General features: G+C 70.1%; 12 protein-coding genes. 8 read left to right on the top strand and 4 right to left on the bottom strand.

The window, feature by feature from the left end; all coding sequences use genetic code 11:
- Window positions 1-214 precede the first annotated feature (214 nt).
- A complete protein-coding gene (locus DEJ48_RS23680; RefSeq protein WP_150218113.1) occupies window positions 215-1,600 on the top strand; it encodes a condensation domain-containing protein in 1,386 nt (461 codons plus the stop codon).
- 42 nt (window positions 1,601-1,642) lie between these two features.
- On the opposite strand, the gene DEJ48_RS23685 is transcribed toward DEJ48_RS23680, so the two are convergent.
- The gene (locus DEJ48_RS23685) at window positions 1,643-2,482 is read right to left on the bottom strand and encodes an alpha/beta hydrolase family protein (protein WP_150218114.1); all 840 of its coding nucleotides are present in this window, start codon (window positions 2,480-2,482) and stop codon (window positions 1,643-1,645) included.
- A 153-nt stretch (window positions 2,483-2,635) separates the two neighbouring features.
- Complete coding sequence (locus tag DEJ48_RS23690) at window positions 2,636-4,132, bottom strand: peptide MFS transporter (RefSeq protein WP_150184450.1); 1,497 nt, start codon at window positions 4,130-4,132, stop codon at window positions 2,636-2,638.
- Window positions 4,133-4,603: 471 nt separating this feature from the next.
- On the opposite strand from DEJ48_RS23690, the gene DEJ48_RS23695 reads away from it, so the two are divergent.
- Window positions 4,604-5,281, top strand: a complete 678-nt coding sequence (locus DEJ48_RS23695) for a response regulator transcription factor (protein ID WP_150168682.1) — start codon at window positions 4,604-4,606, stop codon at window positions 5,279-5,281.
- 182 nt (window positions 5,282-5,463) lie between these two features.
- On the top strand, window positions 5,464-6,741 hold the full coding sequence (locus tag DEJ48_RS23700) for an ATP-binding protein (protein ID WP_150218115.1): 1,278 nt from the start codon (window positions 5,464-5,466) through the stop codon (window positions 6,739-6,741).
- Here DEJ48_RS23700 and DEJ48_RS23705 read toward each other — a convergent pair.
- Window positions 6,738-7,247, bottom strand: a complete 510-nt coding sequence (locus DEJ48_RS23705) for a GtrA family protein (RefSeq protein WP_150218116.1) — start codon at window positions 7,245-7,247, stop codon at window positions 6,738-6,740. The two genes, DEJ48_RS23700 and DEJ48_RS23705, sit on opposite strands and share 4 nt — an antisense overlap.
- Window positions 7,248-7,472: 225 nt before the next feature.
- Here DEJ48_RS23705 and DEJ48_RS23710 point away from each other — a divergent pair, with 225 nt between their 5' ends.
- The 3 genes from DEJ48_RS23710 to DEJ48_RS23720 are packed head-to-tail and all read left to right on the top strand — an operon-like array spanning window position 7,473 to window position 10,358.
- Window positions 7,473-8,627 (top strand): 5-(carboxyamino)imidazole ribonucleotide synthase, encoded by a 1,155-nt coding sequence (locus tag DEJ48_RS23710; RefSeq protein WP_150218117.1) that lies wholly within the window; start codon window positions 7,473-7,475, stop codon window positions 8,625-8,627.
- Window positions 8,624-9,157, top strand: a complete 534-nt coding sequence (gene purE / locus DEJ48_RS23715) for a 5-(carboxyamino)imidazole ribonucleotide mutase (RefSeq protein ID WP_150218118.1) — start codon at window positions 8,624-8,626, stop codon at window positions 9,155-9,157. Before DEJ48_RS23710 ends, purE begins: the two co-directional genes overlap by 4 nt.
- 4 nt (window positions 9,158-9,161) lie before the next feature.
- A complete protein-coding gene (locus DEJ48_RS23720) occupies window positions 9,162-10,358 on the top strand; it encodes a dipeptidase (protein ID WP_150218119.1) in 1,197 nt (398 codons plus the stop codon).
- A 114-nt stretch (window positions 10,359-10,472) separates the two neighbouring features.
- Here the strand turns inward: DEJ48_RS23720 and DEJ48_RS23725 are convergent, their stop codons facing one another.
- Window positions 10,473-11,630, bottom strand: coding sequence for an acyl-CoA dehydrogenase (locus DEJ48_RS23725; protein ID WP_150218120.1), 1,158 nt, complete (start codon window positions 11,628-11,630; stop codon window positions 10,473-10,475).
- Between the two features lie 175 nt (window positions 11,631-11,805).
- Here DEJ48_RS23725 and DEJ48_RS23730 point away from each other — a divergent pair, with 175 nt between their 5' ends.
- Both DEJ48_RS23730 and DEJ48_RS23735 read left to right on the top strand, forming a co-directional pair.
- Window positions 11,806-13,149, top strand: coding sequence for a UDP-glucose dehydrogenase family protein (locus tag DEJ48_RS23730; protein ID WP_150218121.1), 1,344 nt, complete (start codon window positions 11,806-11,808; stop codon window positions 13,147-13,149).
- Between the two features lie 29 nt (window positions 13,150-13,178).
- Entirely contained in the window at window positions 13,179-13,568 is a 390-nt protein-coding gene (locus DEJ48_RS23735; protein WP_150218122.1) for a VOC family protein, read from the top strand.
- Window positions 13,569-13,601: the final 33 nt, after the last annotated feature.

Below are 13,601 nucleotides of genomic sequence, written 5' to 3' on the forward strand. Positions count from 1 at the left end.
AACTGCGCGAGCAACCCGGTGCGGGCCGCAGTCGCCGACGGACCGCCGGAGGCAGACGCACCCGCGTGCGGGGAGCGTTTCGTTGGTGTGGGGAATACGTGTCGTGCCGTTGCCCCGTGAGGCGCCGTTCGTTGGGCGGGGCGTGCGCGAGCGAGGGTCGTGGCCGGGGCCGACCCGGAAGGCGCACCCCGGACAGCGATAGGGAACCGCCTCAGTGATCCAGGTAAACGTCGAAGACGTGGAGTTCGCCCCGGGGCACGTGTACGAGTGGCGGATGGCCGTGGCGGAAGGCGACGCACCGCCGAGCGGGGTCACCAGCTTCAACCAGGAGAAGCACTTCAGCGTCGCCCAGGAGGCCCGCGCCGCCGACGACCCCCTCGCCATGTACATCGCCGCGACCTTCGAGCTCCCCGGCCCGGTGGACCGCGAAGCGCTCGGCGCCGCCCTGCTGTACTTCGTACGGCGCCACGACGTGCTGCGCAGCACGTTCCAGCAGCTCGTCGGCGCCCTGTCCTGCGACGTCCTCGCCCCGGACCAGGTCGAGTCGAGGACGATCGACCACGGGTACGCGCACTCGTCCGACGAGGTGCGCGACCTTCTGCACGCGACCTTTCAAGGCGTCGACCCCCTCGTCTGGCCCATGATCCGGCTCGGTGCCGTCGTCCGGGACGACTCCGCCACCGTGTGGTTCACCTGCGACCACGCCGTGGCCGACGGCCTGGCCATGCCGATCGGCGTGCACGACATCGCCGAGGCCTACCTCGCGTACGCGGACGGACGCCACCCCGAACTCGCCGAGCCCGGCAGCTATCTCGCCTTCAGCCACGAGCAGCGCGACCGCAACGCCGCCCTGCACGTCGACGACCCGCGCCTGGACCGCTGGAAGGCGTTCATGGCGGGGGCCGGCAGTTTCTTTCCGCGTTTTCCGCTGGACATGGGTGTGGAGCCGGGCCGCATGTACCCGGCGGTGAACGAGACCACGTCCCTCCTCACCGCCGAGGAGATGAAGGGCCTGGAGACCGCGTGCCAGGACGTCGGCGGGAAGATCCACATGGGGCTGCTCGCGGCCGTGGGAGTGGCTGTGCGCAAGGAGGGCGGGCCCGACGTCCACCGGAGCCTCATGCCGGTCAGCGACCGCGGCAGCGGCCCGTACGCCCACTCGATGGGCTGGTTCGTGAACACCATGCCCATCGCGTTCCGGGTGGGCGAAGGGCGGAGCTTCGGCGCCGTCATGGACGACGTGCGCGCCGCCCTCGACGACATGCGGCAGCACATCGACGTCCCGTTCGTGCGGGCCTGGGAACTGCTGGCCCCCGACGAGTACTGCGCCCACCACTACTGGCCGTACTCCGTGAACTGGTTCTCGTACCTCGACTTCCGCCGTTCCCCGGGAGCCGAGTCCCATCTGGCACGCGACGCCAGGATGCACGTGTGGATGGAAGGCTCGTACTGGTACAGCTTCTGGCTCTTCCGCACCGACACCGGCCTCCACATGAACTCGATCTACGCCGGGACGGACCGGGCGAAGGAGACCGCGCACGCCCTCGAAGGCACGCTGCGGCGGACGTTGCGGAATCTGGCCGGTGACGGGGTCTTCTGACCTCGGTCCACGTCCACATCCACATCCACGTCCGCGTTCACGTCACGCCCGGCCCCGCAGCCAGCGCAGGACCGACTGGGCCATCCCCGGGCTCCGGAGCAGCGGGCCCCCGTGCGCGGAGCCCGACACCGTGCGGACGGTGATGTCGCCGAGGCCCGCGCCCCGCTCCGCGCTCGCCACCTCCGACGAGTGCGTGCGCGGAACGAAGTCCCCCGCCGAGTGGACCAGGAGGAGCGGCGCGTCGTCCGCGCCCGACGCGTGGGACGCGACCGACAGGTCCGTCCAGCGCGCCCGGCACGCCCGCCCCGCCCCGTCCCCCGGCACGCACCCCGCGAGCCGCACCGCCGCCCTCCGCAGCTCCCGCCGCTCCGCGGACGCCCCCGGTCTCGCCCCGTCGCGCCACGCCCGCCGCGGCGACGCCACCGGCGACAGCGCGACCACACCCAGCGCCCGCGCCCGCCCCGCCCCGTACGCCCCCGCCTGCAACGCCAAGTGCCCGCCCGCCGAGGAACCGAGCACGAGGGGCCGCCGCCCGCCCTCCCGCAACTGCACCCAGTGCAGCGCCGCGAGGACGTCGTCGCGCTGCGCGGGCCAGACCGCGTCCGAGGTGAGGCGGTAGTCGGTGTCGTACACCGTGAATCCGCGCGCCGCGAACCACCGCGCCCAGCCGCTCCAGTCCGTGTCCTTCGACCAGTAGCCGCCGTGCACGATGACGAGCGGAGTGCCGCCGTCGCCGTACACCGTGATGTTCTGGCGGGGGTGTCCCCCGTAGCGGAAGAGCTGCCCGTTCGGGGGCTCGGGGGCCGCCTGGGCGGCGGCACTGGACGACAGCAGCGCCCCGCAGAGGGCCAGGCTGAGCAACGTACGACGCATGGCGGGCATGGCGAGATGCTGCACCGCGCGGACCGCACAACCCCCGCGCACCACCTGTGCGGGTGGCAGAACGTTCCTCTGTTCGCACGCCGCCAGGGGCTGCGGACAGCGGAAAGGGCCGCTGCTCCAGGAGCAGCGGCCCTTTCCGATGAAACCGTGGGGTCAGTTGACCGAACCCATGAGTTCCTTGACCTTCTTGCGGGACGTCCAGATGCCGAAGCCCGCGAGGACGGCGATGATCGCTTCGACGGCGACCGCCCCCGAATTGTTCAGGTCCACGCCCAGCTGCGGCGAGGTCAGCAGACCCGTCACCGAGTCGCCCGCGGTGACCGCGAGGAACCAGACACCCATCATCTGGGCGCTGTACTTCTCCGGGGCCATCTTGGTCGTGAGCGACAGGCCGACCGGGGAGAGGCAGAGCTCGCCGACGGTCTGGATGAAGTAGATCGAGACCAGCCACATCGGGCTGACGCGGCCGCCGTTGTTGGCGGTGTCGATCAGCGGGATGAGGAAGACGGCGAAGGAGATGCCGATCAGCGTGAGGCTGGAGGCGAACTTGACGGCCGTGCTCGGCTCCTTGCCCCGCTTGTTCAGCCACAGCCACGCCGAGGCGACCACGGGGGCCAGCGCCATGATGAAGATCGGGTTCAGCGACTGGTACCAGGAGGTCGGGAAGTCGAACCCGAGCAGGTTGTTGGTCGTCGAGCCCTTGCCGAAGATCGACAGCGTCGAGCCGTTCTGGTCGTAGATCATCCAGAAGACGGCGGCGACCACGAAGAACCAGATGTAGCCCGACAGCTTGGACTGCTCCAGCTGCGAGAGCTCCTTGTCGCGCTTCATGCGGGCGAGGACGGTGACCGGGATGACCAGGCCGGCGATGATCAGCGGCATCAGGGCCCAGTCGGCGAAGTTGCCGGTCACGCCCATGAGCGTGTAGAGCGCGGCGGCGACGATCAGCCAGATCAGGCCGTTGCGCAGGGCCGAGGCGCGCTGCTGCGGCGTCGCGGGCTGCGAGACCACGCTGCTCTGGGCGCTCAGGTGGCGCGAGCCGATCATGAACTGGGCGAGACCCAGGGCCATGCCGACCGCGGCGAGCGCGAAGCCGAGGTGCCAGTTGACGTTCTCGCCGACCGTGCCGATGGACAGCGGGGCGAGGAAGGCGCCGAGGTTGATGCCGATGTAGAAGAGCGTGAAGCCACCGTCACGGCGCGGGTCCTTCGGACCGTCGTAGAGGTGGCCGACCATCACGGAGATGTTCGCCTTCAGGAGGCCGGAGCCGAGAGCGACGAGCGCGAGGCCGGCGAAGAAGGTGGCCGAGCTCGGCAGCGCGAGCGTGATGTGGCCGAGGATCACGACGGCCGCACCGATGACGACCGTCTTGCGCGGACCCCAGAAGCGGTCCGCCATCCAGCCGCCGGGCATGGCGAGGAGGTAGACCATCGACATGTAGACGGAGTAGATCGCCGTCGCCGTCGTGGCACTCATGTTCATGCCGCCGGGGGCGATCAGGTACAGCGGGAGCAGTGCCTTCATGCCGTAGAAGCTGTAGCGCTCCCACATCTCGGTCATGAAGAGAGTGGCCAGTCCGCGGGGGTGGCCGAAGAAGGTCTTCTCGGAGCCAGGGGTGCTGGCGGAGTCCTTCGTCAGGCTGGACGCCATGGGTCGATCCTCGTGGGTTCGGGACGCGCGCGGCAGGAGCGTGAGCGCGCCCGGTGGGGGGCGGTCGGCACCGTCGTCATGGCCGCCCACCCCCACGCCCAGGGGGAGTTCACCCCGCTCAAGAGACGGGGGGCGGTGACTCCGGGATCCACACCCTGGCGCATCCTCGCGCGCAGGGCCCGACCACAGGTCATTCCTTTCAAGGCTGGCCGAGGCCAGCCCGCACATAAAAGAGACCTAAGGCGCGCACAGCGGGCCAAAGGTCCTTGAGTAGTGCATCAGGCGTTGGGTCACCATACGACACGTCAGGGATGCATATGGAAGGACTTGAGAGATGGATCACAGGTGTCGCTGCAACCAACAGCGCACATTCAAAGGTGTTTCACAGAATTGCTTCCCATAGCCGCAGGGTCACCCCCACACTGTGCGATCACCTCCCTGACGTTGTCCACCGCGGACTACCATCACCCCATGACCCGTGTACTGCTCGCCGAGGACGACGCGTCCATCTCGGAGCCGCTGGCCCGCGCCCTGCGGAGGGAGGGGTACGAGGTCGAAGTCCGTGAGGACGGCCCGACCGCCCTCGACGCAGGTCTGCAGGGCGGTGTCGACCTTGTCGTACTCGACCTGGGGCTGCCCGGCATGGATGGCCTTGAGGTCGCCCGCCGACTGCGGGCCGACGGGCTCACGGTGCCGATCCTGATCCTGACCGCGCGCGCCGACGAGGTGGACACGGTCGTCGGTCTCGACGCGGGCGCCGACGACTACGTGACCAAGCCCTTCCGGCTCGCCGAGCTCCTCGCCCGGGTCCGGGCGCTGCTGCGGCGCGGCGCGAGCGAGCCCAAGGAGGCGCCGGCCACGCACGGCGTGCGGATCGACGTCGAGTCGCACCGCGCGTGGATGGGCGACGAGGAGCTCCAGCTCACCGCGAAGGAGTTCGACCTGCTCCGGGTGCTCGTGCGGGACGCGGGCCGGGTCGTCACGCGCGATCAGCTGATGCGGGAGGTCTGGGACACGACCTGGTGGTCCTCCACGAAGACCCTCGACATGCACATCTCCTGGCTGCGCAAGAAGCTCGGGGACGACGCGGCGAATCCGCGGTACATCGCGACGGTACGGGGCGTCGGTTTCCGCTTCGAGAAGAGCTGACCTCACTCCCCGGGGGCGGCACCGCAGGCTCCCCAGGGGCGCGGGGAACTGCGCGATCAGCCACGACGGACCCGCAGACGCGTCTGCCTGCGGCGCTTTCACGGCGGGTGCGGCTTGTACCTGGTTGCTCGCGCAGTTCCCCGCGCCCCTGAAAGACCCCCCGCACGCGGGACACTGGGGCCATGCGCCGCAGACTGATCAACAGCACCCTCGCCGTCGTCCTCGTGGTGATCGCCGTGTTCGGGGTGAGCCTCGTCATCGTCGAGACGAGGACCATCAGCAGCAGCGCCCAGGAGCGCGTCGACTCCGAGGCGCTGCGGCTCGCCAGCATCGTCGACAGCCGCCTGATCAGCGAGGAGAAGATCAGCGGCGACATCCTGCGCGACCAGGTCGCATCCGACCGGTACGCCCGCATCGAGATCCCCGGCCGCAAGGCCATCCAGATCGGCGAGCGCCCCGGGGGCCAGGTCATCAGCGCCACCCGCCCCGGCGAGCAGGGCGAGAAGGTCACCGTGCAGGAGCCGAAGGCCGCGGTGACCCGCGAGGTCGGCAGGACCCTGCTGATCATCGCCGCCGTGGCGCTGCTCGCCATCGTCGCCGCCGTGCTCCTCGCGGTCCGGCAGGCGAACCGCCTCGCCTCCCCGCTCACCGACCTCGCCGAGACCGCCGAGCGCCTCGGCTCGGGCGACCCCCGCCCCCGCCACAAGCGGTACGGCGTGCCGGAGCTCGACCGTGTCGCCGACGTCCTCGACTCCTCCGCCGAGCGCATCGGGCGGATGCTGACCGCCGAGCGGCGCCTCGCCGCCGACGCGTCGCATCAGCTGCGCACCCCGCTGACCGCGCTCTCCATGCGCCTGGAGGAGATCACCGTCACCGAGGAGCTGGACACGGTGAAGGAGGAGGCGACGATCGCGCTGGCGCAGGTCGAGCGGCTCACCGACGTCGTGGAGCGCCTCCTGACCAACTCCCGCGACCCGCGTACGGGCTCCGCCGTCGCCTTCGACCTGGACGAGGTCGTCAAGCAGCAGCTGGAGGAGTGGCGCCCCGCCTACCGCAGTGCGGGCCGCGCCATCGTCAGCTCGGGGAAGCGGCACCTGGAGGCGGTCGGCACGCCGGGGGCGGTGGCGCAGGTGCTCGCCGCGCTGATCGAGAACTCGCTGATGCACGGTGGCGGCACGGTCGCGCTGCGTACCCGTGTCACCGGCAACCAGGCGGTCATCGAGGTCACGGACGAGGGGCCCGGCGTCCCCGCGGACCTGGGGGCGCGCATTTTCGAGCGGACGATCAGTGGCCGCAACTCGACGGGAATCGGCCTCGCGGTGGCCCGGGATCTGGCCGAGGCGGACGGCGGCCGCCTGGAGATGCTCCAGACGCAGCCGCCGGTCTTCGGGCTCTTCCTGTCCCGTACGCCGCTGTCGAGGAGCACGGACGGCGAAGCGGAGGACAAGACGATCCGCTAGGGCTTGCGCACCACAGGTTTCGCCTCGGTCTCCTCCAGGAACGATTCCGCATGCCCGACCGTCGTCTCGCGCACGGGCAGGGCCTTGAACACCCAGCTGCGGTACGACCAGAAGCGGAAGAGCGTCGCGATGCCCATGCCGAGGAACTTGAAGAAGTTGGACTGGAGCCGGCTGTCCCAGCCGAACCAGTACGTCGCCGCGTAGAGCACGCCGTTCTCGATGACCAGGCCGACCGCGCTGAACAGCAGGAACAGCGTGAGTTCCTTGGTGCGGCCGCTCTTGTCACGGTCCTTGTACGTGAAGTAGCGGAAGCCCACGTAGTTGAAGGCGATGGCGACGACCGTGGCGATCACACTCGCGCGCACCACGTGGAGGTCGGTCATGTGCCGCACGAGGTTGAAGACAGCGAAGTTGACCAGGGTGCCGACCGCCCCCACGGCTCCGAACTTGGCAACTTCGCGCCCGAGCCTGTCCAGCCGCACGCGCAGTGAGCCTCGTTCCGTCATGGTGTCGCCCCAGCCCCCGTCGATTCCGTACCGGTCGATTCGTACCGGTCAAGTACGTGCCGACGGATTGGTGTTTCGGTCGTGTCGACCCAGCCATGCTAACCAGCGGCCTCCGCGGGCGCTCGCGGGCGCTTGGACACTGTGGCGCCCCTGTGACAGGAGGGGCTGCGGGGCGTGGGTTCCGGCCGTTCCGCGGTGGCCGATACCGGCCGATACCCTGGGAGCGTGACGTTCCCGGTAGTCGGCATGGTCGGCGGCGGTCAGCTCGCCCGCATGACCCACGAGGCGGGCATCCCCCTCGGCCTTAAATTCAAGCTCCTCAGTGACACCCCGCAGGATTCCGCGGCGCAGGTCGTCGGCGACGTCGTCATCGGCGACTATCGCGACCTGGACACGCTGCGTGAGTTCGCGCGGGGCTGCGACGTGATCACCTTCGATCACGAACACGTACCCACCGAGCATCTGCGGGCCCTGGAGGCGGACGGCATCCCCGTCCGTCCGGGGCCCGACGCGTTGGTGCACGCCCAGGACAAGGGCGTCATGCGCGCGAAGCTCACGGAGATCGGCGTGCCCTGTCCGCGCCATCGGATCGTGAAGGACCCGGCCGACGTGGCCGCCTTCGCGGCCGAGGGCGCCGAGGACGGCGGCGACGGCTTCCCCGTGATCCTGAAGACGGTGCGGGGCGGCTATGACGGAAAGGGGGTGTGGTTCGTACGTTCCGTCGAGGACGCCGAAGACCCCTTCCGGGCCGGTGTCCCCGTGCTCGCGGAGGAGAAGGTCGACTTCGAGCGCGAACTGGCGGCGAACGTCGTCCGCTCGCCGCACGGCCAGGCCGTCGCCTACCCCGTCGTCGAGTCCCAGCAGGTCGACGGCGTGTGCGACACGGTGATCGCCCCCGCGCCCGGCCTGAGTGAGGACCTCGCGGGCCAGGCGCAGGAACTGGCTCTGCGCATCGCCAAGGAACTCGGCGTCGTCGGGCACCTCGCCGTCGAGCTCTTCGAGACCCGTGACGGCCGCATCCTCGTCAACGAACTGGCGATGCGCCCGCACAACTCCGGCCACTGGACGCAGGACGGCGCGATCACCTCGCAGTTCGCCAACCACGTCCGCGCCGTGCTCGACCTGCCGCTCGGCGACCCGCGCCCGCGCGCCAAGTGGACCGTGATGGCCAACGTGCTGGGCGGGGACTACCCCGACATGTACACCGCGTACCTGCACTGCATGGCCCGCGACCCGCAGCTCAAGATCCACATGTACGGCAAGGACGTGAAGCCCGGCCGCAAGGTCGGTCACGTGAACACCTACGGCGACGATCTGGACGAGGTCCTCGACCGCGCCCGGCACGCAGCCGGCTATCTCAGAGGAACGATCACCGAATGACCTCCCCTGTTGTTGGCATCGTCATGGGCTCGGACTCCGACTGGCCGGTGATGGAGGGCGCCGCCAAGGCGCTCGACGAGTTCGAGATCCCCTTCGAGGTCGACGTCGTCTCCGCGCACCGCATGCCGCACGAGATGATCGCGTACGGCGAGCAGGCGGCGGACCGCGGCCTCAAGGCGATCATCGCGGGCGCGGGCGGCGCCGCCCACCTGCCCGGCATGCTGGCGTCGGTGACCCCGCTCCCGGTGATCGGCGTGCCGGTCCCGCTCAAGTACCTGGACGGCATGGACAGCCTCCTGTCCATCGTGCAGATGCCCGCGGGCGTCCCGGTCGCGACGGTCTCCGTCGGCGGCGCGCGCAACGCGGGACTGCTCGCGGCCCGCATGCTCGCCGCGCACGACCCCGAACTCCTCGGCCGCATGCGGGAGTTCCAGCAGGAGCTGAACGACCAGGCGACGGAGAAGGGCAAGCGGCTCCGGGCCAAGGTCGAGGGAGCGGGTTCCGGATTCGGCTTCGGCTCGGGAAAGTGATCGCATGACTGATCGCATGACATCTCTCGACCGAGCACGCGCGCTCCTCGCCGACTTCCCCGTCGTCGACGGCCACAACGACCTGCCGTGGGCCCTGCGCGAGAAGGCCGGTTACGACATCGGCAAGCTCGACATCGCGACGGACCAGCGGGGCAGCCTGCACACGGACATCGCCCGGCTGCGCGCGGGCGGTGTCGGCGCACAGTTCTGGTCGGTGTACGTCCGCACGGACCTGACCGGCGACGCGGCGGTCAGCGCCACGCTCGAACAGATCGACTGCGTCGACCAGTTGCTCACCCGCTACCCGGCGGACCTGAGCCGCGCGCTGACGGCGGCGGACATGGAGAAGGTCCGGGCCGAGGGCCGCATCGCGTCCCTGATGGGCGCCGAGGGCGGGCACTCGATCAACAACTCCCTCGCCACGCTCCGGGCGCTGCACACGCTCGGCGTCCGCTACATGACGCTCACGCACAACGACAACATCGCGTGGGCGGACTCGGCGACGGACGAGCCGGGCGTCGGCGGCCTCTCGCCCTTCGGCCACGAGGTCGTACGCGAGATGAACCGCGTCGGCATGCTGGTGGACCTCTCGCACGTCGCGGCGACGACGATGCGGGCGGCCCTGGACACGTCGGTGGCGCCGGTGATCTTCTCGCACTCCTCGTCGCGCGCGGTCTGCGACCACCCGCGCAACATCCCGGACGACGTCCTGGAGCGGCTGCCCGCCAACGGCGGCGTGGCGATGGCGACCTTCGTCCCGAAGTTCGTCCTCCAGGCGGCGGTCGACTGGACGCAGGCGGCCGACGAGAACATGCGGGCCAACGGGTTCCACCACCTGGACACGCGGCCCGAGGCGATGAAGGTCCACGAGGCCTTCGAGGCGACGAACCCGCGCCCGGTCGCCACCGCCGCGACGGTCGCCGACCACCTCGACCACATGCGCGAGGTGGCGGGCGTCGACCACATCGGCATCGGCGGCGACTACGACGGCACGGCGTTCACCCCGTCCGGCCTGGACGACGTGGCGGGCTACCCGAACCTGCTCGCGGAGCTCCTGGACCGGGGCTGGTCGAAGTCCGACCTCGCCAAGCTGACGTGGCAGAACACGGTCCGCGTCCTGGGCGCGGCGGAGGACGTCTCACGGGACCTCCGGTCCCGCAGGGGCCCGTCCATCGCCACGCTGGAGCAGCTGGACGGCTGAGACGGGGGCGCCCCGTCAGGGGCGCCCCCGTCTCAGGGGCGCGGGGAACTGCGCGAGCAACCGAAGCGTGCCCGCACCCGCGAGAAGCCCGCCGGAGGCAGACGCGTCTGCGGGCTACGGCAGGTTCCGCGCCATCACGATGCGCTGGACCTGGTTCGTGCCCTCGTAGATCTGCGTGATCTTCGCGTCGCGCATCATCCGCTCGACGGGGTAGTCCCGCGTGTAGCCGTAACCACCGAGGAGCTGCACCGCGTCCGTGGTGACCTCCATCGCCACATCCGAGGCGAAGCACTTCGCGGCCGCGCCCTGGAAGGTGAGGTCCTTGTCGCCGCGCTCGGACTTGGCGGCCGCCGCGTACGTCAGCTGACGCGCGGCCTCGATCTTCATCGCCATGTCGGCGAGCATGAACTGGATGCCCTGGAAGTCGGCGATCGGCTTGCCGAACTGCTTGCGCTCCTTGACGTACCCCTTGGCGTAGTCGAGCGCGCCCTGGGCGATGCCGAGAGCCTGGGCCGCGATGGTGATGCGGGTGTGGTCCAGGGTCTTCATGGCGGTCGCGAAGCCCGTGCCCTCCTCACCGATCATGCGGTCGGCGGGGATGCGGACGTTGTCGAGGTAGACCTCGCGGGTGGGGGAGCCCTTGATGCCGAGCTTCTTCTCCGGGGCGCCGAAGGAGACGCCCTCGTCGCCCTTCTCGACGACGAACGCGCTGATGCCCTTGGAGCGCTTCTCCGGGTCGGTGACGGCCATCACCGTGTAGTACTCGGAGACGCCCGCGTTGGTGATCCAGCGCTTCACGCCGTTGAGCACCCAGAAGTCGCCGTCGCGCACGGCCTTGGTCTTCATGCCCGCCGCGTCCGAACCGGCGTCCGGCTCGGAGAGGCAGTACGAGAACATGCCCTCGCCGCCGGCGAGCGGCGTCATGTACTTCTTCTTCAGCTCCTCGGAGCCGGAGAGGATGACCGGCAGCGAGCCGAGCTTGTTCACGGCGGGGATCAGCGAGGAGCTCGCGCAGACGCGGGCCACTTCCTCGATGACGATGACCGTGGCGAGGGCGTCGGCGCCCGCGCCGCCGTAGCTCTCCGGGACGTGCACGGCGTGCAGGTCGTTCGCGACCAGCGCGTCGAGGGCCTCCTGCGGGAAGCGGGCCTCCTCGTCCACCGCGGCGGCGAACGGTGCGATCTTCGCCTCGGCCAGCGAACGGATCGCGTCGCGGAGCATGTCGTGCTCCTCGGACGGGCGGTACAGGTCGAAATCAGCCGATCCGGCCAAGGTCTCTCACGCTCCAAGGACGCTAATTACCGTTAAGTAACCCAAATTTTAGTGCTGCCCCCCGCGCAAGGGATACGTGAGCTTCGCGACAGCGGAAATCGTGCCCGGTGAGCGGCCGGGACACGCGGGACTATGCTCGTCTGCGCAACTACGCCACAGCCCCCTGGAGCACCGCATGGCCCTCAAGATCACCGTGATCGGCACCGGCTATCTCGGCGCCACCCACGCCGCGGCCATGGCCGAGCTCGGCTTCGAGGTGCTGGGGCTCGACGTGGTGCCCGAGAAGATCGAGATGCTCCAGCGGGGCGAGGTCCCCATGTACGAGCCCGGTCTCGAGGAGCTCCTGCGCAAGCACGTCGCGGGCATCGAGGGCGCCAGCGGGCGGCTGCGCTTCACGATGGACTGGGCGGAGGTCGCGGACTTCGGCGACGTGCACTTCATCTGCGTGAACACCCCGCAGAAGCACGGCGAGTACGCGTGCGACATGTCGTACGTCGACAACGCCCTGGAGTCCCTCGCCAAGCACCTCACCAAGGCCTCGCTGGTCGTCGGCAAGTCCACCGTCCCGGTCGGCAGCGCGGACCGGCTCGCGACCCGTCTCGCGGAGCTCGCCCCCGCGGGCGACGAGGTCGAGCTGGCCTGGAACCCCGAGTTCCTGCGCGAGGGCTTCGCCGTCAAGGACACGCTGCACCCCGACCGGATCGTCGTCGGCGTGCGCAGCGAGGCCGCGGAGAAGCTGCTGCGTGAGGTGTACGCGTCGCCCATCGGCGAGGGCTCGCCGTTCGTCGTCACCGACTTCCCGACCGCGGAGCTCGTTAAGACCTCCGCGAACTCGTTCCTCGCCACCAAGATCTCCTTCATCAACGCCATGGCCGAGGTCTGCGAGGCCGCGGGCGGCGACGTCGTGAAGCTCGCGGAGGCCCTCGGCCACGACGACCGGATCGGAAAGAAGTTCCTGAGGGCCGGCATCGGCTTCGGCGGCGGCTGCCTGCCCAAGGACATCCGCGCCTTCATGGCGCGGGCCGGCGAGCTCGGCGCGGACCAGGCCCTGACCTTCCTGCGCGAGATCGACTCCATCAACATGCGGCGGCGCGGCCAGATGGTCGAGATGGCCCGCGAGGCGCTCGGCGGCGGCTCCTTCCTCGGCAAGCGGGTCGCGGTCCTCGGCGCCACGTTCAAGCCCGACTCGGACGACGTGCGCGACTCCCCGGCCCTGAACGTGGCCGGCCAGATCCACCTCCAGGGCGGCCAGGTGACCGTCTACGACCCCAAGGGCATGGTGAACGCCCGCAGGCTGTTCCCCACCCTCGGGTACGCGGACACGGCCCTGGACGCCGTCCGCGGCGCCGACGTCGTACTCCACCTCACCGAGTGGCGCGAGTTCCGCGAGCTCGACCCGGCGGAGCTCGCCGCCGTGGCCGCCTCCCCGCTCATCCTGGACGGCCGCAACGCCCTGGACCCCGCGACGTGGCGGGCCGCGGGCTGGACGTACCGCGCGATGGGCAGGCCCGCCGCCTGAGAGCGACCATGGAGGGCATGGAGACGGATATGACGGAACCCATCGCCCGCCTGCGCAACGTGGTCCTGGACTGCCCGGACCCGCGCGCACTCGCCGAGTTCTACGCCGCCCTCATCGGCGGCACCATCGAGGAGGACGGGGACTGGGTCGACCTCGTGTCGCCCGGCCGCGTCAAGGTGTCGTTCCAGAAGGTGGAGGGCCTGCGCCCGCCGGAGTGGCCCCGCTCCGACGTCAACGCGCAACAGGTCCACCTGGACCTCGATGCGGGACGCACCACCGAGGAGATCGACGCCGCCCAGGAGAAGGTGCTCGCGCTCGGCGCGACCCCCCTCGACCTGGACGACGACAACGGCAGGCGCGACTTCCGCGTGTACGCCGACCCCGTGGGGCACCCGTTCTGTCTCTGCAAGATTCCCTGACGGCAGCCGGGGCGGGCCGACCGGGGTCATGAC

This window comes from Streptomyces venezuelae (genome assembly GCF_008642315.1).
Classification (GTDB): Bacteria; Actinomycetota; Actinomycetes; order Streptomycetales; family Streptomycetaceae; genus Streptomyces; species Streptomyces venezuelae_D.